Here is a 23,733-nt window from a genome sequence, read left to right on the forward strand (position 1 = left end):
GCGTTAGATGGAACCTCGTCCGGTAACACGCTCCGGAGCGGGCTCAGCCGCGTGCTTCGCTGAGCTCCAGCTGGCTGCGGTATTCCACGCGCTCCTTGGTGATGGGATCCACGAAGGTGATGCCGCGGGCCAGCAATTGAAGAGGCTTGGTGTAGTCATCCGGGGCTTTGTCGAGGAGGTCCGGATAAAAGGCGTCGTTGACAATACCCAGACCGAGCGAGGCCATGTGGACCCGGAGCTGGTGAGTTTTGCCGGTATGAGGTTCAAGCCGGTACAGCGCGCGGCGAGAAGTAGCCGTGTGGTCGGTGGGGTCACCGGCGTCGAACGCCCTGACTCTTTCGATACGCGTTTCCGCATTCGGTTCGCCATCGATGACCTCGGCGAGGAGATAGCTGCGGGACTTGGTCATGCGGTTGCGGACCACCACGGGGAATTCGACGGCGGGATAGCCTGCAGCGGGGGTCGCGGCAGACACGCATTCGTATTCCTTCTGGACTTGGCGCTTCTCGAAGAGGACCTGGTACCTGCCGCGGGTGTCCGGGTTGGTGGAGAGCAGCAAAATACCGGCCGTCATGCGGTCGAGGCGGTGCATGGGGATGAGGTCCGGAAGATTCAGCAGGTTACGCAGACGGACAAGCGCGGACTCTTGGATGTACGTGCCCCCGGGCGTGGTGGGCAGGAAGTGCGGTTTGTCGACCACGAGGATGTGCTCGTCCTGGTGGAGGATATTGATTTCCACGGGCAGGCGGGTCTCTGGGGGGAGCGTGCGGTAGTACCAGATGAAGGTGTGGTCCTCGAGCTTGGTGCCCCTGTTCAGGCGCACCCCGCCTTCGCCCACGATTTCGCCGGCGTCGAAACGGTCCTCGATGCCCTGGGGGTCGATGTGTCCCCAGCGGTGCATCATGTAGTCCATCGCGGTGTCCCAAGGCCCCTCGTCCGGGAGGCGCAAGCGGGTCGCGTTTACGCCGTCGCGCACGGGAAGGGGGGATTGCATCACCGGTTAATTCTACTGTGGCCTCTGGTTCTCCCGTTGTGGGGCCTGCTTTACGCGCCTCCGCGGGGTTGAAGGGCGCAAACCAGGCCCCGCAACGCAGGGACCAGCCGACGACAAAAAAGTTCTTGACAATAAAAATTGTCGGTTGGCATACTGGAAGCATGTTGGACATCGAAGTGATTGAGGATGCAGCCGCGGCAGAGGCGTCCCTGGATCCGATCCGTACGCGCCTGCTGCGTGAGCTTGCCGAGCCGGGCTCGGCCACTCAACTGGCCGCCAAGGTGGGGCTGCCCCGGCAGAAGGTCAACTATCACCTCAAAGCCCTCGAGCGGCATGGTTTGGTGGAACTTGTGGAAGAGCGCCGGAAAGGCAACGTCACCGAGCGCGTTTTCCAGGCGACGGCGGCCTCGTACCTGATCTCGCCTGTCGCCTTGGCTTCCGTGGCGCCGGATCCGCGGCATTTCGCCGACAGGTTCTCCGCCTTCTGGCTCTTGGCGCTGGCGTCCCGCACTGTGCAGGAAATGGGGAAGCTCATTTCGGGCGCTGCCGCTGCCAAGAAGAAGCTCGCCAGCTTCGCCATCGACGGCGAAATCACCTTTCGGTCAGCCACGGAACGTGCCGCCTTCGCGGAAGAGCTTGGGGTGGCGGTGACCCAACTTGTCGATAAGTACCACGACGGCGGTGCTACCGCAGTGGCGAGCGGCGCACGCAAGCACCGGCTCGTCGTCGTACTTCACCCCGCACTTAAAGTCCCGTCAACGGAAAAAGCAGCAGAAAAGGAACACGGTAATGACTGACAACCGGAAATTTGAGATCGTGGCGGACACCGAACTGCCGGGCACTCCTGAGCGGGTGTGGCAAGCGGTCACCAAGGATACGGCGGCCTGGATGTTCCCCACGGACCAGTGGCCCGACGTGAAGACTGTAGAGGAATACCCCAGCCACCTTGTGTCGCGGATGGATGGTCCCGATGGCTGGTTCAACCAGTTGGAGCACGTCCTTGAGCCTGTAGAAGGTGGCCGCGCCAAGCTCCATTACGTCCACAGCGGCATCTTCGCCGACAACTGGGACGAGCAGTACGACGGCGCCAGCAAGCACACCGAGTTTTACCTGCACACGCTGGGCCAGTACCTGCAGCATTTCGATGGTCAGCCTGTGGTCTTCACGGATATCCAAGCGCCCGCTTCGTCGCAGACCCCCGACGGGTTTGTGCAGTTGAAAAAGGCTTTGGGTATGGAAGGAGTAGCAGCCGGCACGCCCTTCGAGGTGGACGTCGACGGCGTGGGCCGGCTGAGCGGCGAGGTGGACTTCTCCAACGAGAACTTCCTGGGCTTGCGCACGTCCAATGCGCTGTTCCGATTCTTCGGCAGGAACGCATTTGGTGCACCGGTGGGCATGACCGTGCATGAATTCGGTGGCTCGGGGGACTCTGGGAAGACGGCGCAGGCGTGGGGTGCGTTCCTGGAGAAGGTGTACGCGTAGGGTCACCTTCCGGGGCGCCCCCAAGTAGGGGACAGCAAACGTCCTATTGAGCGGGTATTGGGACATCTGCTGTCCCCTGGGTTGGGGCCCTAGGGGGCCCAGGCCCGGGCAACTGCCAGAAGGGATGCTTCATAGATCCCGGCCCAGTCCGTTTCGGGTTCGTTCATCCCGGCCAACTCCAGGCTGACGAGCCCGTGGACCTGCCCCCAAATGGCCATTGCGACAATCGAGGGGTCATCGGAACGGATCCTCCCGGCCTCCTGGGCTGCGGCTACTGCCTCCAGCAAGGGGCGCATCGAGGCTGAGGCGACTTCCGGCGTCGGGCTGCAATCCACGTAAGCGGCCAAGGCGCCGCTGAACATGAGCCGGTAAAGGGCCGGATGCTCCAAAGCCCAGACGCGGTAGGCCCGGCCCAGGCCCAGGAGTCCGTCTGCGGCCGCGTCCTGCTGCGACTCTCCGAAGGAACGGAAGCCGTCGTCGACGGCGGCCGTCAATAGTTGCGCCTTTCCGCCGAAGAGCGAGTAGATCGCCGAGGTGGAGGTGTCTGCAGCCGCGGCAACATCGCGCAGGGTGACCCGGGCGGGGCCTTCCCGGTCTACGAGTTCGGCCGTTACTTCCAGCAGCCGCTGCTGTACGTGCTGATCATGAACGATGGGTCTTGCCATGTCTCCAAGTGTTTCATAACATTGTTTCATAACAACGTTACGAAACCGGAAGTCCGCAACGTTTCTGGTTCCCAAACCCAAGGAGTGTCATGGCACAAGAGGTCTTTCCGGGGCGCTTTACGGCGGATATCGGGCGCGAAACAGTGACCGTCTTCCTGATCGGAATGCGCGCCAACCGGTGGTGGAAGATGGGCAAGGTAGGGCGGGTGGCATCAGCCATGCCCACGATGATGCGGCATCTTGCCGCCAATCCCGAGGCGGGGTTGCTTGGCAGCGAGCAATGGTTTGGGCGCACCACCATCCTGCTCAGTTATTGGGAAAGTCCTGAGCATCTGAGGCGCTTCGCCGCGGACCGCGATTCGCCACATCTGGGTCCGTGGCGGAAGTTCATGAAGGAAATTGCAGGCGGCGGCGACGTCGGGGTGTGGCACGAGACGTACCAGGTACCGGCGTCGGGCATTGAAGTGGTGTACAACGGGATGCCGCTTTTTGGCTTGGCAAAGGCAACTTCCCATGTTCCCGTCGGCCCGGGCAGCAACACGGCGAAGCAACGCATGGGTTCGGCCGCGGGGGTCGCCCCCAAGTAGGTCGCAGTTAGGCGATTGCGACGGCGGCCGGCCGCTCGGTCTTGAGGGTCCGGCGGAGTTGGGGCGAGGCGTCGAGCTTCTGCTGGGCGGCCTGCAGTGCACCGACGGCGAATTCGAGCTGCGCGGGTGGCAGCGTGTAGGGGACGCGCAGGTAATGCTCGAAAGCTCCGCCGACTCCGAAGCGCGGTCCGGCCGCCAGCCGTAGCCCGAAATCCGGCGCCAGCACTGTGAGGGCGGTGCTGCAGGCGCTGGGTAGGCGGCACCAAACGGTGAGGCCGCCGCGGGGCCGTTCCACTTCCCATTGCGGCAGGTGTTCAGCAAGCAATGCCAGTAGCGATTCCCGATTGTGCCGCAGCTGGTCCAGTCGTGCATCGAGCGGTTCCGCGAATGACCTGACCAACCGCGCGGCGGCCAACTGCTCGACCACTGGTCCGCCCAGGTCCATGGTGGTCCTCGTCGCCACGAACCGGGTGATCATCTCCTCCTCCGCCCGGATCCAGCCCGTCCTGAGTCCGGCCCAATGGGATTTGCTGAGCGAACCGATCGCAACCACGCTGGGATTGAAGGCGGACATCGGCGACGTCCGGACGCCATCGAGGTTCAACCCGCGCAACGTCTCGTCCACCACCAGGACCGTCCCGGCAGCAACGGCCGCCCTCGCCAAGCGGCGGCGCTGCAAATCCGACATGATGCGCCCGGTCGGGTTGTGGAAATCGGGCACAAGGTAGGCCATCGCTGGGCGCTGATGGTTCATCGTGGACACCATCGCATCAACGTCCCAAGCAGGTGAGGCGTGCGGCGGTAACGCCACGGGCAGCACTTTGCAGCCGGCCACCCGGATGGCGTCCAGGGCATTTGGGTACGTGGGGTGTTCCACCAGAACCTTGTCCTGCTTTCCCACGAGTGTATGGAGAACGATGTTGAGAGCGTGCTGTGCGCCGGACGTCACCAGGATCTGATCCGCGGTAGTGGGCACTCCTTCCGCGGCATATTTCTCGGCGATCGCCTGACGCAACGCCTGAACTCCAAGGGCGTCGTACCCGAAACCGGGGAGCAACGCAGGCAACTCGGTGAGGGCGTCAGCGAATGCCCGGTGAACAACTTCGCCGGCGGCCGGAAGCGACGCGTAGGCCAGGTCAAGGAGTCCCTCCGGGGCGGCAAGGCCCGGAATGCTCACCGGTGCGTTGCGGTGGGGGATGCTCGTCCTGCCGCGGCTGCCTTGGCCTGTGGTGAGGAAACCTTGCTCGCGCAGGCTCGCATAGGCCGCGGTGACAGTGGTGCGGCTTAGGCCGAGCGTCTGCGCAAGCGCACGCTCGCTGGGGAGTGCGACGTCAAGTGGGATGCGCCCATCCATCACCAGCAAACGCACGACGTCGGCCAGCTCACGGTAGGCGGGCAGGGCGCCGTTGCTCCAAGAGCCCAGGAGGCGGACCAGTGCAGTGGGATTCAGTGAGCCGGGCATGAGACCAGTATTCCAAACTGGCTATGGAATGCAAGGCCAGTTTTCCGCGACCATGGTTTCATGATGACCCGAAGAATCACACAACTCCTGATCGGCCTGGCGATGTACGGCATCTCCCTGGCCATGTTTATCCGCGCCGGGCTTGGCCTGGATCCCTGGGACGTCTTCCACCAGGGTGTTTCGGAAAAGACTGGATTCAGCATTGGGGTTGTGGTGATCGCAGTCAGCTTCCTTGTGCTCCTCCTCTGGATCCCGCTGCGGCAAATGCCGGGGGTCGGAACGCTGGCGAACGCGGTGCTTGTGGGTGTATTTGCTGACCTGGGCTTGTGGCTCATCCCGGAGTTCTCACATCTGGGCGGGCAAATTGCCATGCTGGCCGGTGCGGTGATCCTCAACGGAATCGCCTCGGCTTGCTACATCGGAGCGCGCCTCGGTCCCGGAGCCCGTGATGGCTTGATGACCGGACTGGTTCGCCGAACAGGCTGGTCCGTCCGCCTGGTCCGGACGGGAATTGAAGTAGTGGTCCTCGCCGTTGGCTTCCTGCTGGGTGGCTCCGTCGGTGTAGGCACGGTGGTCTACGCGCTCGCAATCGGCCCGATCGTGCAGGTTCTCCTGCCGAAGTTCATGGTCCCGGAGCCAGTTCAGGTCTCGGAAAAGGCCCGGGGCGCGGAGCCAGGCAGGGTCCCGGAAATGGCCAACGCGACGGCCCCCACGGAAGCCGTGGACGCCGCGCCGGCCGCCTGACCGTCAGCCTACCTGGCGCGTTCCTGGCCTTGTGGAACTGGTTGGCATCTGGGACAGAAGTAGATGTCCCGCTCCTCGGTTCCATCCGGCGCTGCGAGGACGTCTCGACGAACAGGCGTTCCGCAGCGACGGCACGGCTGGCGGGCCCTGCCGTAGACCCAGTAGCCGGGCCTCATCGCCCGAGGGCCCAAGGTGGTCCGCAGGCCCGGACCCAGGTTCTCGCCCAGGAGCCGCTTCGCATCGTTGACGGTCTTGGCGAGGTCCGGTACTGAGCCGACAGACAACGCGGGGTGGATCCCGGAAAGGAAGCACGCTTCGCAACGGTAGATGTTGCCGATCCCGGCCAGCTTCCGCTGATCGAGCAGGGCGTAGCCGATGGGAACGTCAGGTTCAGCTTGGAGCCGGCGGAGGGCTTCTTCTTCATCCCAGTCAGGGCCGAGTAGATCAGGCCCCAGATGGCCGACGATCCGATCTTCCTCGCTGCTTGGCACCACCTCGAGAATGCCCAGCGAGAACCCGACCGCATCAGCGGAAGCTGTTCGCAGCACGCAACGTGCAGTGTGGCCTGGTTTGGTCCAGCGACCTCCCGGTGGGTAGACCATCCAGCTGCCTTCCATCTTGAGGTGGGAGTGGATGGTCAGCTCACGGGGTTTTCGGCTTGCGCCGGATTCCTGGTCCGCAGGTCCCACCAAGCGCATGAGCAGGTGTTTGCCACGGGGAATCACCTCGGTCATTGTCCAGCCCGCGAGGTTGAGCGTGGCGAAGCGCGGCACGCGGAAGTCTGAAGCGGTGATGACGTGCCCGGCCAAGGCCGCGTTCAGGCGCGAAGCTGCACGCCATATGGAATCTCCCTCAGGCACGGATCCGCAGGCCCTTCGGCGTTGAGTAGGCCCCGGCAGCCGCAAGCGCAACGGCAATCGGCGTACCCAGGAGGTCATGACCATTGACCTTCTCCATGAAGAGCTTGTCCACTGCTCCCCGACGCACCACATCCACCAACGCTTCGGCAGCGACCGCCAGGACGGCGTCGTCGTGGGTGAAGGTGAGGAGGGTCTTACCGCCGCGCTCAACATAAAGGACCAGCGCGCCGTCGACCATCACTACCAGCGCGCCTGCCTTCCGCCCCGGGCGGTGTCCGGAGCCGGCGTCGACGGACAGCGCAGGCCAAGGCAACGCGGCGCCGTAAGGGTTGGCCGGGTCCGTGGCTGCAAGTGCCAGGGCGGCCGGTTCTGCCTTGGAGATGCGCGCATCTTCGGTGAAGGAACGCAGCCTGTCCACAGTGGCGGGGACGGCAAATTGGGCGGCCCCCAGATGTTCGATGAAGTAGCCACGGCGGCAACGCCCGGCTTCCTCAAGCCGGGCCAGAACTTTATACATGAGCCCGAAACCGCCGATGATGTTCTCGGCCATGACCGATCCGCGGGTGACTACGCCGTACCGATCAAGCAGCAGTTCGGCGGTGCCGCGTGCATGGATGGTCGGGTCAAGTTCGGGCGAAGGCAGTGCAGACCATCGTCCCACTGCCGAGGGCGGGGCGGGAGCTGTGCCGGACACGGAACCATATCGCCCGCCCGTAAGCCCAGGGGATCCCAGCAGGCCTGTACCGTGGGAGCGCCCCAACCTGCTCATTCTCGGGGCACGGGCGCGTGGTGCCTTGGCCACCTGCCGGTGCGCTGTGTGCCCACCGGCAATCATGGCCCGTACGGGAGCGAAAGTGTCGCCCGTGACGCGGCCGGCCCACACCAAATCCCAGAGTGCCGAGACCACGGCATCATCGCTCAGCACGGAGTCCATTCCGCCTGCCACTTCAGTGAGTTGGCGGAAGAAGTAGCCGCCACCTGCACTCAAGTAGTCCAGGAGCCGCTGTTGGGCATCCCCGGGTTCGAAGTCCGGAGCCGGATTTAGGGTCAGCTCGGCGGAGTCAGCCACGTGGAGGCTGATCCAGCCGTCGTTTCCGGGCAGGGCGCCAGCTCCGGACCACAGCAGCTCACCCGCCGCCATGAGTTCGTCCAACATGGCTGGCTTGTAGTCGGCCACGCGGCTCGCGAGCACCAAGGGCTCCCACGCGGAGGCGGGGATGGGCACGCCAGAGAGTTGGTCTACCGCCGTGATGATGCCATCGAGTCCACGCAACGCCTGGCTTCGGGATTTCCCAGGCGCCGTCACGTTCTGCCAGGCGGGCAGGAACCGCCCGTAGGCGGCAGTGTCCACGGGCTCAACCTCTGCACGCAAGGCAGCCAGTGAACGACGCCGAAGCTTCCGCAGGACCTCGGCATCACACCATTCGCTGGACGGCGGCGCGTCTGCGGACATGAGCCCGGAATCCGTGGCCTCCTGGGTGGTGCTCTCAGTCGCCACCGCGTGAGGCCGGAACTCACCCTCCACAACGCGGCCGTCGGCAGCGAGCCGCTTCAGCGCAGTATTGACGACGGCCACACCAAGTCCCAGCCTTGATGCAGCCTCGGCCGCCGTAAAAGGTCCGTGGGTGCGCGCATACCGCGAGACGAGATCGCCCAGGGGATCGTGAACAGGCTCAATGAAGGCGAGCGGCACGCCCATAGGCAGGGGAACACCAATGGCGTCCCGCAGCCGGGCGGCATCTTCCACTGCCGCGAAACGCTCGACGCCGCCGATTGTCACCTTGAGTGCACGGTTGGCTTTCTGGAGTGCTGCGAGGTGGGACCCGGCGTCCGGCCCTTCTTCAAGACGCTCCGCTACTTCTTCGGTGCTGAGCGGGCCCAGGAGGCGGAGGAGGTCAGCAACGCCTTCCATCCCGCGCACGCGACGGTCCGGGACCAGCCGCTGCAGCTCCCGTTCCGTGGCATCGATGACTGCGGCGTCCAGGAGTTCGCGCAGCTCCACCCTGCCCAAAAGCTCGTTGAGCAGCGTGGAATCCAAGGCGAGGGCGGCTGCCCTGCGCTCCGCCAAAGGGGAATCGCCCTCGTAAAGGAATTGGGCCACATAGCCAAACAGCAGGGACTTCGCGAATGGCGACGGCTGCTGGGTGGTGGTCTCTACGATGCGCAGTTCGCGGCGCTCAACCGATGCCGCGATGTCTTTAAGGGCGGGCAGATCGTAGACATCCTGAAGGCATTCGCGGACGGTTTCCAGCACGATAGGGAAGGACGGGTACTTCCGGGCGACGTCCAATAATTGGGCAGAGCGTTGGCGTTGCTGCCATAGGGGTTGGCGCTTGGCGGGGTTTTGGCGGGGCAGTAACAGGGCGCGGGCGGCGCACTCACGGAACCTGGAGGCGAACAGTGCGCTGCCCCCAACCTCGGCGGTGACGATCTGTTCGAGTTCCTCGGGATCGAAGAGGAACAGCTCGGCGCCGGGTGGCTCGTCCTCCATCATGGGTACGCGAAGAACGATGCCGTCATCCGCTGCCATCGCTGAACCATCCAGGCCGTAGCGCTGCTGAAGGCGTTGTCCAACGGCCAGTGCCCAAGGTGCGTGGACGGGCATGCCGAAGGGGCTATGGAGCACAACCCGCCAGTCCCCGAGCTCATCGTGGAAACGTTCCACAACCAATGTTCGATCGCTGGGAACGATGTTTGTAGCCTGCTTCTGTTCCTCCAGATATTGCAGCAGGTTGGCGGCCGCAAAGGAATCGAGCCCGCTGGCTTGGCAGCGCTCCATGGCCGGCGCAGGATCGGCCGCCGAGAGTTCTCGAATAAAGGCGCCCAAAGCGCGGCCCAGATCCACGGGGCGGCCAAGCGAATCGCCCTTCCAGAAGGGAAGCTTCCCTGGTTGGCCGAAAGCGGGGGAGACCAGGACGCGATCGTGGGTGATGTCTTCGATTTTCCAGCTGGTGGCACCGAGGGCAAAAATGTCGCCTACCCGCGATTCATAGACCATTTCTTCGTCGAGTTCACCAACGCGGCGTCCGCCTTTCGCGGCCCGGGCCCAGGCGCTGGGAGCATCGCCGTCCGCGTTGGCTGCGGATGAGGACCCTTCAACCTCGGTGCCGATGATGTACACGCCGAAGAGGCCGCGGTCCGGAATGGTGCCACCAGAGGTGACGGCAAGGCGCTGGGCCCCCGGCCTGCCCTCAATGGTGCCTGCATGCCTGTCCCAGATGATGCGTGGCCGGAGTTCTGCGAATTCGTCGGACGGGTAGCGTCCCGCAAGAAGGTCCAATGTGGCCTCGAACGCGGACCGGGGCAGGCTGGCGAACGGCGCCGATCGGCGGACGGTGCTGAACCATTCCTCGACGTCGATACTGCCCAGCGCCGCGGCGGCGACGGTTTGCTGGGCCAGGATGTCCAACGGATTGGTGGGGATGCTGAGGCGTTCGATTTGGCCGCTCAGCATCCGTTCGACGGTGACGCTGGTGTGCAGGAGGTCAGCCCGGTGCTTGGGGAACAGCACGCCTTCGGAGATCTCGCCCACCTGGTGGCCGGCACGACCTACACGCTGCAGGCCGCTGGCCACCGACGGCGGTGACTCAACCTGGATGACCAGGTCCACGGCTCCCATGTCGATGCCAAGTTCCAGTGACGACGTAGCCACCACGCAGCGCAGCCTGCCCGACTTAAGGTCATCCTCGATCATGGCCCGCTGGTCCTTGGAGACCGAACCGTGATGGGCACGCGCCAACACAGGATCTGCTCCGCTGGTGCTGCCGGCCTGGGCCATCATGTGCGCGGGAGTAGCGGTGGAGACGGGCACGGCCGCCGCAGCCTTAGTGGCTGGCCCTGTTCCCCAGCTTCCCGGATCCTCTGCCTCCCTGGTGCCAGACCACTCATCGCCGCCCGCCGCCATCATTTGCCGCTCCGCATGGATCTCGTTAAGTCTGGCGGTCAGGCGTTCGGCCAAGCGGCGCGAGTTGGCGAAGACGATAGTGGACTGCTTGGAAAGGACAAGATCGACGATCTGTTCCTCAACATGTGGCCAGATGGACGCTTGCGGCTGGAGCCCGGAGGCAGGGCCGGAGTCAAACGCGCCCGCAGCCCCTTGGAGGTCCGACATGTCCTCCACAGGCACAGTGACTGTGAGATTCCAGTTCTTCTTGGACGGCGGAGCCACAATCTCAACAGGGGCCTGGCCGGCCAGGAACTGGGCCACAAGTTCACGCGGCTGCACCGTAGCCGAGAGGCCGATCCGCTGTGCGGGCTTGGGTAGAAGGGCATCGAGCCTTTCCAGGGACACGGCAAGGTGGGCGCCCCGCTTGGTTCCCGCGACAGCATGCACTTCGTCAATGATGACGGTTTCGACTTCGCTGAGCGTCTCCCGTGCACGGGACGTCAGCATGAGGAACAGGGACTCCGGCGTTGTAATCAGAATGTCCGGTGGGTTCGATAGCAGCGAGCGGCGATCTGCCGCCGTCGTATCTCCTGAACGTACGCCGACTGTCACAAGAGGTGCCGGGAGCCCTAAACGCTTGGCGGTTTGCGTGATCCCGATGAGCGGTGAGCGCAGGTTCCGCTCCACGTCCACGCCCAGTGCTTTGAGAGGCGATATGTAGAGGACACGGGTCTTGGTCTTGGGACGTTTGGCACGGCCTTTTCCATCGGGCACGGATTCCAATCCCGGCAACGTATTCGACGGCCTGGAATGCAACCGGTCCAAGGCCCAAAGGAAAGCGGCGAGGGTCTTGCCGGAACCAGTGGGTGCCACCACGAGGGCATGAGAGCCGGAAGAGATAGCGTTCCACGCACCATCCTGGGCGGGTGTGGGCGCGGAAAAAGCGCCGAGGAACCATTCCCTGGTTGCCTGGCTGAAACGGCCGATGGCGCCCATGGACGCCTGCTGCTCCTGCATTCCTCCATCATGCCCCACGGCTCAGACAGAATAAGCCCGAGCCGTGGGCTGATGCTTAGACGGCCTGGAAGGCAGTGATGGTCAGGAGTTTGATGCCGGTGTTGCTGCAGGCATCGTGCGGCTCAGCGACGAACAGCGAAGCGGTGTCGTTGGGCGGGTAGATGCGGTAACCGGCGGCAGGAACCTTGGTGCAATCGCCGTAGTTTCCAGCCTGGGTGTAACGCAGTTCAGCCCACGCCGATTTGCCCGGAGCAAGCTCAACCTTGGTGACCGGCGTGGTGGTTTCGCGGGTAGCAGGCTCGCCGATAGGGGCACCGTTGGCGTCGGCCGTCAGGGAAACGCCAGCGAAACCCTCCAAGGTGCAAGGCGTGGTTCCGGAGTTCGTCAGGATCAGTTTCTCGTAGATGCTTCCAGCAGCACCGCCGCCAGTGGCATCCGTGGCGGCCGTCAGGGAACCGGCCTTGCAGAGACCTTCGGCGGCAGGTGCTGCGGACGTAACTGTTCCGGACGGTGAAGGCGAGTTGCTCGCACTGGGGGAGGCCGACGTCGGAGAAGCCGAAGATGAGGTGGGCGGGGCACTGCTGCTTCCCGCCGGGCTTGGGCTTGGTCCGCAAGCAGCAAGGAGCAGCAGCGAGGCTGCCGCGGTCGTCGTCACGAGTCCGGTTTTGATGCGCTGAGTCCACATGGGCACCAGCCTTGCGCCGGGTGTGGCGGGAGTCAATCGAGCCACGGCGGGGAAAGGGGATTGGCGTCCGGATCGTGATCTTTCCGGACGCCAACCCACTAAAGGCCTGCCAGTTACTTGGCGTCGACCTTGGCTACTGCCGTCTTTGCTGACCGGCTGCGGAAGAATGCGGCGCCGCCCAGAACCAAACCAGCGATACCGGCGATCAGGCCTGCCCAGCTGCGGGCCTGTGATCCGTCGTCAGTCACAGCTGAGGCCTGCTCCGTGGACACGGTGCTTGCAGCATGGTGGTCACCTGGGGCTTCGGCCGGTGTGATGGTGACGGACGGAGCCGGCGCCTTCAGTTCGTGGGCGTCCTGTCCCTCCTTCGGGATTTCGGACCAGTCAGTCTGGCCCTGCTCGCAAGTCTGCAGCGTGGGGAAATAGAGCGTCTTGCCCGCTGCGTCGGGCAGCTTGACCGAGAGAACCAAAGCATCACGAAGATGCGGGTCCAACGGTGCTTTGGCTGTGTAGACGATCTGGCTGGTCCGCTTAGTGATGGTGGTGCCATCGTCCAGCTTCTTCGGCTCGGCCAAGGTCTCCGTGACCTTCTCGACCGTCCAGTTTGGATTGACCGTGGGCTGGGCATCGGTCAGTTCCTCGGGCAACGAGATGGCGACTTTTGTAGTGCCGAACGTGTCGCAGCCGTGGGGGATGCCGAACGTCAACAGGGCGTACGAGTTCGCCGCGGTCTTGTTCGGATCGGCCGATACATGTGCGGATGCTCCGGCGAGGCCGGCCATCATCAGGACAGCGGTTCCGCTGGCGGCAGCGGTCGCGAACAGGGTACGGCGCAGGGTGGACTTCTTCATGGGATTGCCTTTCGGGGGCGCCGGAGTCGGCGCCGGGTACGGGTTTGTGGCCCGTCACCAAAGGCTTCTGCGTGATGCGTTGCGCTGGTGCCGGGCGGAATCAGGGAAGAACGACGGCGGCGGGCGGGCCGCGGCGGCTGTCTTGCCTCAGGTTCCGCCAAGGGCGGGGCAGGAAAACGCCAGGTGCGCCAACGGCGATAGGTGAGGCACCGGCGTCGGGCCTGAACAACAGTGTGGGTAACGCAACCAAAGGACGCAGCCAAGCCGCCAACTGCCACAGGGCGACCTCGCCCTTGGCCAGGATCACGGCAGAACCGATCGTCGCAAGAATGTGCCCAGCCAACATCGCAGTGCCTACGGTGGTGCCGAGCTCATGGACGTGGGGCGTCGCTGTGTAAAGCAATGGATTCAGGGGTTCGGCAGAGAGGTGGTGCGCGGTCCCTTGAGCAGTGGTGGTTACCGGACCCAAGGCCGTGAACGCTTCGTGGAGCGCGAGCTGGCTGGTTCCAAGCAAAGCGGTCATGGCAGTGAAGTTCAGCTTGAAGCGCGTGGCCAGCGTCGCAGCCAATGCCGTCAACGCGACGAGTGCCAACAGGACCGGAGCAGTGGGAAGTTCCCCGCCGCCGATCACGTGGGCGCCAGCTGCAAGAAGCACGATAACGAGCGAGATAGCGCCGGACCGCAACGCATGGAAGGGTGCCCGGAACGGCGATGAGCGCACGGAGTCCTCCCTCGATTGCCTGGTTGGATGCTGCCTGTTGTCAGCGCCTTGATTCTATCGGGAGTTCGGAGCCGGACTGGCCTCGGATGGGTGCGTATGTGGATAACTTGTGCGCCGGTGGGGTTCCTGGCGCTTTAGGTGCGGACAAAGGTTGGTCCGGGCGGTTCCGGTATGCGGCTGAGGTCCGCACCGGGACGACGACGGCGGAGCTCAAGTTTCAGGCTTTCCTCGCCACGCGCCATGGCCCAGTGGTGGTTGGCCGAGAACGCAGGTTTCAGGAGCCAGCTCAGCCTGCGAAGGAGCGGCTTGGCGGCACTGACCCGCCAGTCGTAGGTGATGACGACTTCAGGGCCGTCGGTTTCGAATGTCCAGCGGCCCGTGCCGTTGAGGTCTCCCTCGGCTTTGAGCGCAAAGCCGTGCAGGGTGACAGGTTCGGTAACGGTGAGCCGCCAACGCAGGGTGTAGGGCAGCCAGCCCTTCGTGTGGAGGTCGAAGGACGAGCCCACGCCGTCCGCGTTGCCTTGCGCCACAGGTGTCACGTTGAGGTACACCGAGGGCCACCACTGCTTGAGGGTGCCCGCGTTACCGAGGACTTCCACCACTTCCTCGCGCGTTCCGGCCACTCTCCAGACCGTAAGGAACTCGTAGTCGGTGCTTTTGCTGGTTCGCTGTGTTGACCTGGCCATTGGTGCCTCCGCGGTCCGCCTGGTTAGGAGGATGTCTCATGGCATCCGGACTCAATGTACCGCCGGGACCATGCCTGGTTCTACGAAAGCCACCGCCAGTTGGACCTGTAAGAGCATTCCGTAAAGCACACCGGTGACGGCCTGCTCCAGATCCGCGTCGGAAAAATGATGGTTGGAGATTTACCTCCCAGTTCCAGCGTGTCCATGAGCGACTCAGAGCCATGAAATAGGACGAATTCTTCCAGGCCCACGACGGCATGGATTTCACGCCATGCCAAGGAATGACAGTACTAAGATGCTTTGCATTAAGAAAATGGGTTCTTGACCTTTAAGCGCTAAGGAGATAGAACTGACGCAGTGCCATGATCTTCACCACATCCGGCACCTCGCCAGGCCGCACCTGTTGGGCAGAGTTATGGGCGAAGTGAGCTTGCTCGTTGGTGTGTGAAGTAGTTGCCTGGCCGAGCCTGCAATCACGGAGGCTCGCCTATGGCCCTGGCCTGTTGAACCGCCGGTGACCGGCGGATGCCCCCTTCGACACTGGATTCGAAGCCCTCCCAACCTTAAGGATGTCCCGATGGACATGAAGACCGAACTCAAGAAGCAGGAAGAGACAAGACCAAATTGGTGGGTACTTTTCCTCACTTGTGCGGCTGTAGTGCTCGATGGCTACGACACGGTCGCATTGGGCGTATCCATACCGACAATTGCGAAAGACTGGGCGGTTCAACCCTCGTTTTTCACTCCTGCCCTCTCGCTGACCAGCGCCGGAGTGGCCCTGGGATATCTCGCTGTGGGACGCCTCGTGGCAAAGCTGGGCACAAGGAACGTCATCTTTTCTGCCGTTGTGGTCTTCACTCTTGGTTCACTGATGACAGCGTGGTCGACTTCGATTGTGGAACTCACGATTCTGCGGTTCATAACGGGCCTAGGGTTGGGCGCCGTTCTTCCTGCCGCCGTATCCCATGCAACCGCAGTCAATCCCGCACGTTTGCGTCAATCCATCGCAGTGGTCGTAATGACAGGCATCTCTTTCGGGGCACTCATTGCAGGGCTTACCGGCAGCGCTATCGTGGGGGCTTTTGGGTGGGAATGGGTGTTCATTTTGGGTGCTATCGCCTCCGGTATTCTTCTGCCATTCTTGTGGTTCGGGCTCTCGGGAAGCCAAAGGCCAGACACGCTCAACAAAGCGCTCGAAGCTAAGCACCATGCCTCGGTTGCGCGCCTGTTCGATGCCCCCGTTCGAAGCAGAACTCTTCTCCTATGGGCCTTTTCCTTTCTCATATTCGCCGTGTTCTACGTGTTCTCGTCATGGTTGCCGACCTTGCTCACCAGCTACGGCTTCAGTGCCGGTCTAGCACCAATGGGGTCAGCGGCTCTAGGCATCGGAAGCATCGTGGGCGCTGGCGTGCTAATTATCGGATCACGCCGATTCCGCATGACGTCCGTGCTGGCTGGAACCACGTCACTAGCCATTATGTTTCTTGTTACTTCTGCGTTTCTCGGCCCCGACAAAACTCTGCTGCTGCTCGTCTTTGGTGGAGTCGGCCTGGGACTCCAGGCTGGGATGATCGGCGCTACCGCGCTGGCAGTCGCACTGTATCCGCAAGCAACAGTGACCGCTGGCGTCGGGTGGGCAGCTTCGCTGGGGCGACTCGGCTCCGTGGTTGGACCGATCTTCGGCGGGATCCTTATTGGATTCGGCGTAGATACCAGCTTCATCGTTCTTTCAGTGTGCGTGCCTGTAATGGTTGCTCTTGGGTTCGTCTTGGTCGTAGGGCGTATCTCTGCAGCAAGGGCCGCTGCCGCTACTCCGGGGCCAACACACCCGGAGAAATCGTCCCTAACTTCGCATGGGTAGGCGCATCCTGCAATGCCGCGTTGCTACCGCACCTATCTGCGACACATAGGCGATGTCGAAAGCAAGAAGTGATCGCCTGGGCTAATCCGAACCGAAATTGGCAAATCCTGCCTCACCGGTACCCTCCATTTATCGGTGGGAGGATCGTCCCTCCGGCGACGGCAGCGTCCAGCTTGGTTCGGTCCAGCTTCCAAACGACCGTCTCCCCTGAAGTGGGTCCGGTAAATGTGAAAACCGGTTGTGCATTGTCTTGCAGCCAGTCCAGGAGTTCCGGAGCAGCGAAGCCATAGCCCTCATTCAATGGCCTGCCCTGGGTCAGGACATACTCAGCGCCTCCATCCCTTAGGGACCGCAACGAGGGAAGTACCTCCCAACCTTCGTGTGGCAATAGCGCGAATTCACCCGTTACTGAAGTCAAACCCACCTTTGAGGATCCGGGAAGTTCGGCATTGATCCAATCTCGTGCGCGGACAAGGCCGTCATCCACCACTGACCTTTCCTGAACACCCAAAACAAGACTCAGAACTGCCACGATTGCCACCGCAGCAGCCGTGGCCTTGCGAAGTCGGGGCCGCCACGAAATCAACATCGCAACGGCTACCGGTGTTGAAACCAGCGCTGCAAGCACTACGCAGTAGCCAAATTGTTCTTCCGCCGCCCCGAAGAATACAGAGTAGATGCCTACGAAACCTGTAAAAAGCGAGAACAAGCCAATGACGCGCCGATGCGCCAGTTGTGAGGTGGCGGCCACCGCACCAGCCAGAATCGATAGACCCAAAAGCAGATAACTGGTGCCGAACCGGCCAGCCATGTCTATGAGTCGTTCTGCCAGGTTTACGCCCGGAACAGAATTGAAGCCGGTCATTTGAACGACTCCCATCATTCTAAGGATGCCCACCGATTTTTGTTCTACGAATTGCGGCAGAAGCCCGCTAGCGGCGATGACACCCAAATAGATCAAATAGGGAACGAGGGAAACGACGAGGATTCGCAGAGTTGTCAGCAGCGGTACGGTTCTGCGCCAGAACGTGGCGGTCAAGAGCGGGACGACCGTGAAGACGACGGTCATATCTTTGGTGACGATCGCCAGCCCGAAGACCATCCCGGCGCTTAATTCAAGCCACAATCGCGCGCGGTCCCATTTACGGTTTATCAGAAGCAGGACCAGCAGCCATCCCGACAATACCGCGAAGCCGGCTGGAGTCTCCATCATCAGACGCCCGTCCATGCGGAGGACAAATGGATCGCTCGCCTGGATGACGGCAGCCACCGCAGCCGGCCCTATTCCGACCAAACGGCGCACCAACAGAAAGCAGACAACCACTGTCAAGGCTCCGAGGACCGTGTTGACCCAACGCAATTGCAAAGCCAGGTCCATAGGATGGCCCTCGAGACCCAGCACACGTATTACCAGCGCGTTTAGAGCGTAAGAAGCCGGCGGATGCAGGAAAAATGGGTTGCCGAGGATTGATGGCATTTTTCCATCGGCGATTTCTCTAGCCAAGTCCGCGTAGGTAACCTCGTCGATAAATACATCGTTTGCCCGTTGAACGCCGAACACTCGGAATACCAGGCCAAGTAGTCCTACAGACACCGCGATCCACCATGAATGTTGAAGTCGCCGCGGAGATGTGCTGGCCGGCTTCCGTACTCGAAAATGTGGTGGCGATGCTTCGGTTTGTTCCAGCGAGTCCATGGCTCTCCTCAGGGTAGTTTCGTGCACTTCGTGCACGATTCCCAAAGGTAATGGACTTTTCGTGGTTCAAAGAATTTGGGCTACTCGCGCTGGTATTGGGTATCGAGCGTCACCTAGCACTTAGTCTCAATTTGATTAAGTCTTCTGTTTTCCGCGTCACGAAATTAGGATTTTTTTTACGCGCTGGAATTGCCTAAGGTGACGGGTTCTGATTTATTGGCGAACCGCCGCGAAAGGGCCCGTTGCCAACGACGGAGTGAGGCTGCAACCCCACCTCAGCTCCAAACTGCCCGGTCGCTGAGCATGCTCAGAATTGCTTACGTGTGCGTCACCGTCGTTAATCGCCTAACGGTCCGCGGTCAATTTCCGCGGTCGGGTGAAAATGGATGGTTCTTCCTTCACGCAGGTAGTCAGTGTCGGCGTCCGGACAGTCGGCATCCTTCGTCTCACGAAAATCTGCGGCCCGTAGGTACTTGGGGGCGGGGAAGGGGCACTGCCCAAGTTCGGCTTCGCTTGCCAATTTCTTACGACGGAGCCCAGTGCTGGCGAAGCAAAAGGCCCCGCCTCCCTTGTAAACAAAGGGAAACCAAAGTGTGCCCAAAGTGTGCCCGCGATAGCTGTTCCTTTGGATCAGGTTTCTGATCTCTCTCGCTTATCCGCGGCGAGCGCTTCTACCTTTGAAGCGGCGTCCGGGGCAACGCGTTGGGTGGGCGACGATTTGGTTTTGTAGACGAAATCCATCTGTTGGTAAAGCGCAAGGGAAGGCTGCCGGTTCATGTGATCACAAACTCGAACGCCGCCGACCTTACGTCCGTCTCCATTCAGGTATCGGCTCTCCAAGAGGCGGATCCGTGCCCCGTAGCGATCCCTGATGATGTCGTAGGCGGAGTCAATGTGTACGTTATCCAGTAGCGAGTTGCAGTAACTAGCGCATGCCATGGGAAAAAGGAACGCGGAGGCGAGTATATCGGCTATTTGTAGAACAACATGCGCGTCGCTATGGCCAAATACCGGCGCTTCTATGAGGTGGGGGTAGGGGTCTCCTCCTCGGCGGAAGCGCTGCGTCGTCACCGTATGGACGCTTGGTACGTTCTTGCTCTTTGTTCGGGCATCCAGAATCATCGTTCCTTCTACTTGGGCCGCTCTCAACTGGGCCTCAAACTGCTCAGCTATGGACACTATGGCATCGGAATAGACCCAGCGTTTCAGCGGAGCCTGCCCTTTGATGAATATCTCGCCAACGATTGACACCCCGTGTTCTTCCAGGAGCGTCATGACCTTGTCCAGGAACCCAATAGCTCGGCGGACTGCTCTGCGTTTTCCGGACTTGATGTCTTTCCGAAGCTCACTTCCCTTGACCTCAAACCGAATCAACTCGGAGAGCATCACTGATTCCGTCCCGATTATCGGGTTGAACTCCTTTTTGATTTGAAGGAAGTCCATGATCAGCGTTTTGGCTCTGGTGTGGTTCACTACCAGGCCGGCAATTACGAGGACTGGTGGATCGGTGGGGGTCCTGAGGGCCTGCTCGTCGCCTGACTCATCGATGTAGCAGACCAACATAAGTAGTACGCCCCTATAGATACAACTACAGCCACCCCTCACGGAGTGGCTGTAGGACTTGCCGCATAGTATGCGGCGGATGCTTGTGCCCCATCAGTATTGCGTAAGAGCGCGCGCTCACGCAAGTCCTCCCCCGCCTAGCGTCTTACCCATGAACTGGGTAGGGCCTTTGTACAGCGTTGGTCCTGGTTAGGGCTTCGGAAACGACTAGGGGTTCCCCAGCGGGCCGGATTTCGTCACATATCTCGCCAGTGATTGGTGCCGGCATGGTGTAACATGATGGGTCCGTTTTCCCCGCCAATTCAACGAACTTGGTCCCTGCTGAAGGGGAGATTGTTCCGGGGGGAGAGGGAGCAGGCGGGGAGTGTCCGGCTTTTCGCCTTGCTGGATTTTCTGACGGTGAACGCGGCCGCTTCAATTGTCAGAGGTCTGGTGCACACTGTCCTTCGTGTGGTTCTGCCCGGGGTGGCGGTCCCACCGGCTCGGCGCTAGGTCCCCGCGCTGCAACGCAGTGCGGGGACAAGGGGGCAACTCTCGTTATCCGCGCCTACGGGGTCCCGGCGGCGATCCTTGATGATGCGGTGTCGGATCGGCGAGCGCTCAGCAACCCAGCTCGCGGGGTGTCGCTGCCCCGGAAGACAAAGAAAGCCCACGTCTACCTCAGCCACGAGCAAGTGCACGCACTGGCTGGCGAAAGCAAGCATCCGACGTTAATTCTGGTGCTCGCCTATTGCGGGGTGCGGTGGGGCGAGGCGACCGCGCTGAAGGTCAAGCACTTGGATATGTTCCGGCGGCGGCTCATGATCGAGGAGAATGCCGTTCAGGTTGGTTCTGTGATCGAGGTGGGCACGCCAAAAAACCACAAGAAACGTACTGTTCCGTTCCCCCGTTTTCTTGGCGAGCGCCTCGCGCAGCAGTGCGAGGGCAAGGGGCGTGATGATCTGGTGTTCCCCGGCGACGACGGCCACTACATGCGGTTAGCCCGCGTGCACGAGGACAATATGAGCTGGTTTGCTGGAGCTGTGAAGCGGTCTGGCATACCCCGGATCACTCCCCATGACCTTCGGCACTCGGCCGCGAGCTTTGCTGTGTCTGCCGGCGCCAACGTGAAGGCAGTTCAGAAGATGCTTGGGCACAGTTCGGCGGCCATGACGCTGGACACGTACGCGGACCTCTTTGACGGTGACCTGGACTCGGTTTCGGACGCTCTAGATCACGCTGTATCTCTGGCGAATGTGCCCAAAATGTGCCCAAAGACCAGTCTTGGATAATGAGAAAGGCCCCGCATCCCTCATAAACAAAGGGAAACAGGGCCTTCTCAACTGGCGGTGACGGTGGGATTTGAACCCACGTTGGCTTTTACACCAAACAACATTTCGAGTGTTGCACCTTCGGCCGCTCGGACACGTCACCAACTGAAATAGGGTACCGGAGTTGGGGCCTGTTCCCCAAAACGAGCCCCAAAACGAGCCGCCAACCAACCACGAGGGAATCGCCGGTAAGGGACGCCAGCTTCCACCTGCACCAGCCCAGCGATAGATTCATAAGCATCATGACTATCTCGCGCGAACAAGAACACGAGGCCCAGGCTTACTGGGTCACTGAGTCGGGACACGGTGAGTTGCGCCCCGAGGCCATCCCAACCCCAGGTCCCAAAGAAGCGCTCGTCAGGACTCTCTACTCAGGCGTCAGCCGCGGCACGGAGCGCGTAGTCCATGAAGGGCGCGTCCCAGAGCGCGTGGCTGATTTGATGCATGCCCCACATCAGGAAGGCGACTTCCCGGGCCCGGTCAAGTACGGCTACTTGTCGGTTGGCGTCGTAGAAGAAGGCCCCGAGGACTGGACCGGCAAGACCGTCTTCAGCTTGCACCCGCACCAGGATTTCTACGTAGTCCCTACGAACCAGCTCACAGCCATCCCGGAGGACGTGCCTGCCCGCCGCGCCGTGCTCACGGGCATTGTGGAGGTGGCCATCAATGCCCTTTGGGAAGCCGGGCCGAGGCTGGGAGATCGTGTCGCCGTCGTCGGTGGTGGCCTGGTGGGCGGCGTCCTGGCGACGCTCCTACGGAAGTATCCGCTGGGGCGCCTGCAATTAGTGGACTCAGACCCGGCCAAGCGAGTCCTCGCGGAAAAGCTCAACATCGACTTCGCCCTCCCGGACGAGGCAGAGAACGATTGCGACATCGTTTTCCACTGCTCCGCATCCAACGCGGGCCTCAAACTGAGCCTCCAACTTGCCGGCGATGATTCCGACGTGATCGAGCTTTCGTGGTTCGCCGACAAGGAAGTCACGCTGCCACTCGGGGAAGATTTCCACGCCCGGCGGCTCACCATCCGCTCCAGCCAAGTTGGGGCAGTGGCGCTGCCCAGGAGGCACAGGAGAACCAACGCCCAGCGCCTCCAACTCGCGGCAGCAACCCTGAAAGATCCGCTGTTCGATACGTTCCTCAGTAGCGAATGCCAATTTCAGAACCTACCCACCACACTCGTTAAGTTGTTTGAAAAGCCTGGCGGCTTCTGCCACGTGGTCGCCTATCCAAAGCCGGAGGAGTAAGACATGTTCAGCCTGACCGTCCGACGCCATTTCATGATTGCCCACAGCCTTCCCCGCGAAGCGTTCGGCCCAGCCCAGGGCCTCCACGGTGCCACGTTCGTCGCCGAGGTGACCTTCCGGCGCCGCGACCTCAACGAGGACGCCATCGTCCTGGATATCGGCGCTGCAGGCGGCATTCTTGAGGAAATTCTCGAAGACCTGAACTACAAGAACCTCGACGAACACCCCGCCTTCAAGGGCAAGTTGTCCACCACGGAGGCACTGGCGAAACACATCGCCGAGGCCGTCGTCGGCAACATCGCGAGCACCGCCGACGGCAGGGCCCTCACAGGCATCGACGTCCTCCTCCGTGAGAACCCGGACGCGTGGGCAGGGTATTCACTTGACCTGACGCGCAGCTAATCTGTCGTGGAGGCGATCCGCTTCCTGGTGCCGGGAAACGTACGGCACGGCTCGGGAGGGAACAAGTACAACGGCAAGCTCACCGAGCACCTGACGGCCCTGGGCGTCAGGGTCCAGACAGTAATCGTCGACGGCGATTGGCCGGTTGGGAGCCCAGCGGACCGGCAGCGGTTCGCAGAAAAGCTCGACGCCGGCACCACCCTGATTGCCGACGGATTGGTTGCGAGCGGGGCGCCGGATGAGGTCGCCGGCGCGGTGAGTGCAGGAACCAGGCTGTGGATCCTCTCCCACATGGCGCTCGCAGACCACCCGGACCTTGAATCCAGGGCCTTGGGCGCGGCCACAGGAGTGATCTGCCCGAGCGCCCATGCTGCTGCGGCACTGGAAAAAAGGCATGGCCTCAAAAACGCGGTGGTTGCCCATCCCGGAGTTGAAGCGGCTGCGATAGCAAAGGGCTCGGAAACCCCGCACATCATCGCCCTCGCCGCGTTGCTGCCCAACAAGAGCCAAACAGAAATCGTGGAAGCCCTTGCCACGCTAAAGGACCTCCCATGGACGGCTGCCCTGGTCGGCACCGAACACGCTGACCCGGCGTACGCCGCGGAGGTGAGAGCCGCCGTCGAGCGTTACGGACTCCAAAACCGCATCACCATGACTGGGGAGCTGGCCGGCGACGCGTTGGAGGACCAGTGGCACAAAGCGCATCTCAGCGTCCTGGTTTCGAAGTCTGAGGCGTTCGGGCTGGTGGTGACGGAGTCGTTGGCCCACGGCGTACCGGTCCTTGTCCGGCAGGGGACCGGCGCCGTGGAGGCCCTCGGACACACGGGAGCCGGGGCGGCGCTAGACCTTACGGGCCCCAACAACCTCGCCGGAACCATCCGGCGCTGGCTCAGCGACCACGAACTCCAAAGGAGCTGGCGCACTGCGGCACTCCATGCCCGGGCCAACCTTCCCGGCTGGGACACCACTGCAGCGACAGTTCTGAAAGCCCTTGGCTGGGGCGAGGGTGCAGAATAG

At 62.1% G+C, this 23,733-nt stretch carries 20 protein-coding genes and 1 tRNA gene; 9 read left to right on the forward strand and 12 right to left on the reverse strand.

From position 1 onward, the window contains the following. Nucleotides 1-43: 43 nt before the first annotated feature. Complete coding sequence (locus ACZ5G6_RS03785) at nt 44-994, reverse strand: pseudouridine synthase (protein WP_223937471.1); 951 nt, start codon at nt 992-994, stop codon at nt 44-46. Between the two features lie 161 nt (nt 995-1,155). On the opposite strand from ACZ5G6_RS03785, the gene ACZ5G6_RS03790 reads away from it, so the two are divergent. Next, complete coding sequence (locus ACZ5G6_RS03790) at nt 1,156-1,791, forward strand: ArsR/SmtB family transcription factor (RefSeq protein WP_498689505.1); 636 nt, start codon at nt 1,156-1,158, stop codon at nt 1,789-1,791. Beyond that, nucleotides 1,784-2,476: an SRPBCC family protein gene (locus ACZ5G6_RS03795; protein ID WP_498689508.1), complete on the forward strand. Its 693-nt coding sequence runs from the start codon at nt 1,784-1,786 to the stop codon at nt 2,474-2,476. Before ACZ5G6_RS03790 ends, ACZ5G6_RS03795 begins: the two co-directional genes overlap by 8 nt. 89 nt (nt 2,477-2,565) lie before the next feature. Here ACZ5G6_RS03795 and ACZ5G6_RS03800 read toward each other — a convergent pair whose 3' ends face one another. After that, nucleotides 2,566-3,141 (reverse strand): TetR-like C-terminal domain-containing protein, encoded by a 576-nt coding sequence (locus ACZ5G6_RS03800; protein ID WP_223935818.1) that lies wholly within the window; start codon nt 3,139-3,141, stop codon nt 2,566-2,568. A gap of 89 nt (nt 3,142-3,230) precedes the next feature. Here ACZ5G6_RS03800 and ACZ5G6_RS03805 point away from each other — a divergent pair, with 89 nt between their 5' ends. Then, complete coding sequence (locus ACZ5G6_RS03805) at nt 3,231-3,728, forward strand: DUF4188 domain-containing protein (protein ID WP_498689512.1); 498 nt, start codon at nt 3,231-3,233, stop codon at nt 3,726-3,728. 7 nt (nt 3,729-3,735) lie between these two features. Here the strand turns inward: ACZ5G6_RS03805 and yczR are convergent, their stop codons facing one another. Continuing rightward, entirely contained in the window at nt 3,736-5,190 is a 1,455-nt protein-coding gene (gene yczR / locus ACZ5G6_RS03810; protein WP_498689514.1) for a MocR-like transcription factor YczR, read from the reverse strand. 60 nt (nt 5,191-5,250) lie between these two features. Between yczR and yczE the strand changes: the two genes are divergently transcribed. Then, nucleotides 5,251-5,934 (forward strand): membrane protein YczE, encoded by a 684-nt coding sequence (gene yczE / locus ACZ5G6_RS03815; RefSeq protein WP_498689516.1) that lies wholly within the window; start codon nt 5,251-5,253, stop codon nt 5,932-5,934. 8 nt (nt 5,935-5,942) lie between these two features. Here the strand turns inward: yczE and ACZ5G6_RS03820 are convergent, their stop codons facing one another. The 6 genes from ACZ5G6_RS03820 to ACZ5G6_RS03845 form a co-directional block, all read right to left on the reverse strand. Continuing rightward, on the reverse strand, nt 5,943-6,794 hold the full coding sequence (locus ACZ5G6_RS03820; RefSeq protein WP_498689517.1) for a DNA-formamidopyrimidine glycosylase family protein: 852 nt from the start codon (nt 6,792-6,794) through the stop codon (nt 5,943-5,945). Beyond that, on the reverse strand, nt 6,787-11,697 hold the full coding sequence (locus ACZ5G6_RS03825; RefSeq protein WP_498689519.1) for an ATP-dependent helicase: 4,911 nt from the start codon (nt 11,695-11,697) through the stop codon (nt 6,787-6,789). Before ACZ5G6_RS03825 ends, ACZ5G6_RS03820 begins: the two co-directional genes overlap by 8 nt. 55 nt (nt 11,698-11,752) lie before the next feature. Then, complete coding sequence (locus ACZ5G6_RS03830) at nt 11,753-12,382, reverse strand: DUF4232 domain-containing protein (RefSeq protein WP_223935824.1); 630 nt, start codon at nt 12,380-12,382, stop codon at nt 11,753-11,755. Nucleotides 12,383-12,495: 113 nt separating this feature from the next. Beyond that, nucleotides 12,496-13,233: a YcnI family copper-binding membrane protein gene (locus tag ACZ5G6_RS03835; protein WP_223935825.1), complete on the reverse strand. Its 738-nt coding sequence runs from the start codon at nt 13,231-13,233 to the stop codon at nt 12,496-12,498. A 100-nt stretch (nt 13,234-13,333) separates the two neighbouring features. Beyond that, on the reverse strand, nt 13,334-13,954 hold the full coding sequence (locus tag ACZ5G6_RS03840; RefSeq protein ID WP_498689523.1) for a hypothetical protein: 621 nt from the start codon (nt 13,952-13,954) through the stop codon (nt 13,334-13,336). Between the two features lie 134 nt (nt 13,955-14,088). Next, the gene (locus ACZ5G6_RS03845; protein WP_223935827.1) at nt 14,089-14,640 is read right to left on the reverse strand and encodes an SRPBCC family protein; all 552 of its coding nucleotides are present in this window, start codon (nt 14,638-14,640) and stop codon (nt 14,089-14,091) included. 577 nt (nt 14,641-15,217) lie between these two features. On the opposite strand from ACZ5G6_RS03845, the gene ACZ5G6_RS03850 reads away from it, so the two are divergent. Then, entirely contained in the window at nt 15,218-16,501 is a 1,284-nt protein-coding gene (locus ACZ5G6_RS03850) for an MFS transporter (protein ID WP_498689525.1), read from the forward strand. Between the two features lie 112 nt (nt 16,502-16,613). Here the strand turns inward: ACZ5G6_RS03850 and ACZ5G6_RS03855 are convergent, their stop codons facing one another. Both ACZ5G6_RS03855 and ACZ5G6_RS03860 read right to left on the reverse strand, forming a co-directional pair. Further along, the gene (locus ACZ5G6_RS03855) at nt 16,614-18,197 is read right to left on the reverse strand and encodes an ArnT family glycosyltransferase (RefSeq protein WP_498689527.1); all 1,584 of its coding nucleotides are present in this window, start codon (nt 18,195-18,197) and stop codon (nt 16,614-16,616) included. Nucleotides 18,198-18,827: 630 nt separating this feature from the next. Continuing rightward, nucleotides 18,828-19,760 carry a DUF3800 domain-containing protein gene (locus ACZ5G6_RS03860; RefSeq protein ID WP_498689528.1) on the reverse strand — a complete coding sequence of 311 codons (933 nt, stop codon included), beginning with the start codon at nt 19,758-19,760 and terminating at the stop codon, nt 18,828-18,830. 620 nt (nt 19,761-20,380) lie between these two features. Between ACZ5G6_RS03860 and ACZ5G6_RS03865 the strand changes: the two genes are divergently transcribed. After that, nucleotides 20,381-21,031: a tyrosine-type recombinase/integrase gene (locus tag ACZ5G6_RS03865; RefSeq protein WP_498689530.1), complete on the forward strand. Its 651-nt coding sequence runs from the start codon at nt 20,381-20,383 to the stop codon at nt 21,029-21,031. Between the two features lie 52 nt (nt 21,032-21,083). Here ACZ5G6_RS03865 and ACZ5G6_RS03870 read toward each other — a convergent pair. Continuing rightward, a tRNA-Ser gene (locus tag ACZ5G6_RS03870) sits at nt 21,084-21,173 on the reverse strand. Between the two features lie 139 nt (nt 21,174-21,312). Between ACZ5G6_RS03870 and ACZ5G6_RS03875 the strand changes: the two genes are divergently transcribed. From ACZ5G6_RS03875 to ACZ5G6_RS03885, 3 genes are read left to right on the forward strand one after another with little or no spacing between them, the layout of a single operon-like run. Further along, nucleotides 21,313-22,314, forward strand: a complete 1,002-nt coding sequence (locus ACZ5G6_RS03875; RefSeq protein WP_498689532.1) for a zinc-dependent alcohol dehydrogenase — start codon at nt 21,313-21,315, stop codon at nt 22,312-22,314. Between the two features lie 3 nt (nt 22,315-22,317). Further along, a complete protein-coding gene (locus tag ACZ5G6_RS03880) occupies nt 22,318-22,716 on the forward strand; it encodes a 6-pyruvoyl trahydropterin synthase family protein (RefSeq protein ID WP_498689534.1) in 399 nt (132 codons plus the stop codon). Between the two features lie 6 nt (nt 22,717-22,722). Beyond that, nucleotides 22,723-23,733, forward strand: a complete 1,011-nt coding sequence (locus ACZ5G6_RS03885; protein WP_498689536.1) for a glycosyltransferase family 4 protein — start codon at nt 22,723-22,725, stop codon at nt 23,731-23,733.

Source organism: Arthrobacter sp. TmtSoilC51, assembly GCF_055388015.1.

Excerpts from the sequence above, each read along its gene's own strand:
- ACZ5G6_RS03785 (WP_223937471.1), bottom strand. The coding sequence starts at position 994 with ATGCAATCCCCCCTTCCCGTGCGCGACGGCGTAAACGCGACCCGCTTG.
- ACZ5G6_RS03790 (WP_498689505.1), top strand. The coding sequence starts at position 1,156 with ATGTTGGACATCGAAGTGATTGAGGATGCAGCCGCGGCAGAGGCGTCC.
- ACZ5G6_RS03795 (WP_498689508.1), top strand. The coding sequence starts at position 1,784 with ATGACTGACAACCGGAAATTTGAGATCGTGGCGGACACCGAACTGCCG.
- ACZ5G6_RS03800 (WP_223935818.1), bottom strand. The coding sequence starts at position 3,141 with ATGGCAAGACCCATCGTTCATGATCAGCACGTACAGCAGCGGCTGCTG.
- ACZ5G6_RS03805 (WP_498689512.1), top strand. The coding sequence starts at position 3,231 with ATGGCACAAGAGGTCTTTCCGGGGCGCTTTACGGCGGATATCGGGCGC.
- yczR (WP_498689514.1), bottom strand. The coding sequence starts at position 5,190 with ATGCCCGGCTCACTGAATCCCACTGCACTGGTCCGCCTCCTGGGCTCT.
- yczE (WP_498689516.1), top strand. The coding sequence starts at position 5,251 with ATGATGACCCGAAGAATCACACAACTCCTGATCGGCCTGGCGATGTAC.
- ACZ5G6_RS03825 (WP_498689519.1), bottom strand. The coding sequence starts at position 11,697 with ATGCAGGAGCAGCAGGCGTCCATGGGCGCCATCGGCCGTTTCAGCCAG.
- ACZ5G6_RS03830 (WP_223935824.1), bottom strand. The coding sequence starts at position 12,382 with ATGTGGACTCAGCGCATCAAAACCGGACTCGTGACGACGACCGCGGCA.
- ACZ5G6_RS03835 (WP_223935825.1), bottom strand. The coding sequence starts at position 13,233 with ATGAAGAAGTCCACCCTGCGCCGTACCCTGTTCGCGACCGCTGCCGCC.
- ACZ5G6_RS03845 (WP_223935827.1), bottom strand. The coding sequence starts at position 14,640 with ATGGCCAGGTCAACACAGCGAACCAGCAAAAGCACCGACTACGAGTTC.
- ACZ5G6_RS03850 (WP_498689525.1), top strand. The coding sequence starts at position 15,218 with ATGGACATGAAGACCGAACTCAAGAAGCAGGAAGAGACAAGACCAAAT.
- ACZ5G6_RS03855 (WP_498689527.1), bottom strand. The coding sequence starts at position 18,197 with ATGGACTCGCTGGAACAAACCGAAGCATCGCCACCACATTTTCGAGTA.
- ACZ5G6_RS03860 (WP_498689528.1), bottom strand. The coding sequence starts at position 19,760 with ATGTTGGTCTGCTACATCGATGAGTCAGGCGACGAGCAGGCCCTCAGG.
- ACZ5G6_RS03875 (WP_498689532.1), top strand. The coding sequence starts at position 21,313 with ATGACTATCTCGCGCGAACAAGAACACGAGGCCCAGGCTTACTGGGTC.
- ACZ5G6_RS03880 (WP_498689534.1), top strand. The coding sequence starts at position 22,318 with ATGTTCAGCCTGACCGTCCGACGCCATTTCATGATTGCCCACAGCCTT.